1 pseudogene is annotated in these 684 nt (G+C 32.9%); it reads right to left on the bottom strand.

Annotation, left to right across the window (positions count from 1 at the left end):
- Nucleotides 1-421: pseudogene (locus H964_RS07340) on the bottom strand (cellulose binding domain-containing protein); the annotation flags it as partial.
- Between the last annotated feature and the right edge of the window lie 263 nt (nucleotides 422-684).

Genomic DNA, 684 nt, shown 5'->3' with positions numbered 1-684 from the left:
CCCCATCACCATCTAAATCGCCGACACTTGCATCATTTGGCGAATATGAAGCACCGAGTGGAGAATTCGCTGGTTTATTTAATCTTATTTCAATATAATTGCTACTAAGCACACTTACTTCTTCAGATTGCTCTACCTCTGCCCCATTTATTACTGCTCTTACATAATACCTCGAACTGGTTGTTCCATCAGTATCAACATAGTTTGTGCTGTTCTGAATTGGTGTTTTAGTTATCTTTATTCCATTTCTGTAAATATTAAATCCTATATTTGCTGGATCTGAACCAAACATTCTCCAACTCAAAAATACTCCGTTGGTTACTTTTATTGCAATTAATCCTCTATTTAACTTCTCAATTTGACTTCCTGTTGCCGCCATTGCTAAATTACTTTTGCTCACATTTATCTGTCCATTTAACAATATAATACTCATAAAAAAATAATCGATACAAAATATACATACTCCTTAAGCTTTTTCTTAGTTAACATTGAACTCCCCTCCAAAACCTTTCTCTTTATCTTCAATTGTAATAACCTACAAAAGACTCATCCAAAAAAGTGGCGTGTGATGAATTTGAGGACTTCATATAAATATCAAATTCATCACACGCACTCTTATCACTTTTTTCTCTATTTTACTCACTAAAACGTCATTATTCCTTTCTTAAATGAACAATTAGTATT

It is taken from the genome of Caldicellulosiruptor sp. F32, from assembly GCF_000404025.1.
GTDB lineage: Bacteria > Bacillota > Thermoanaerobacteria > Caldicellulosiruptorales > Caldicellulosiruptoraceae > Caldicellulosiruptor > Caldicellulosiruptor saccharolyticus.
Note: the sequence above shows the minus strand (reverse complement) of the source record. Positions and strands in the feature narration are given on the sequence as shown.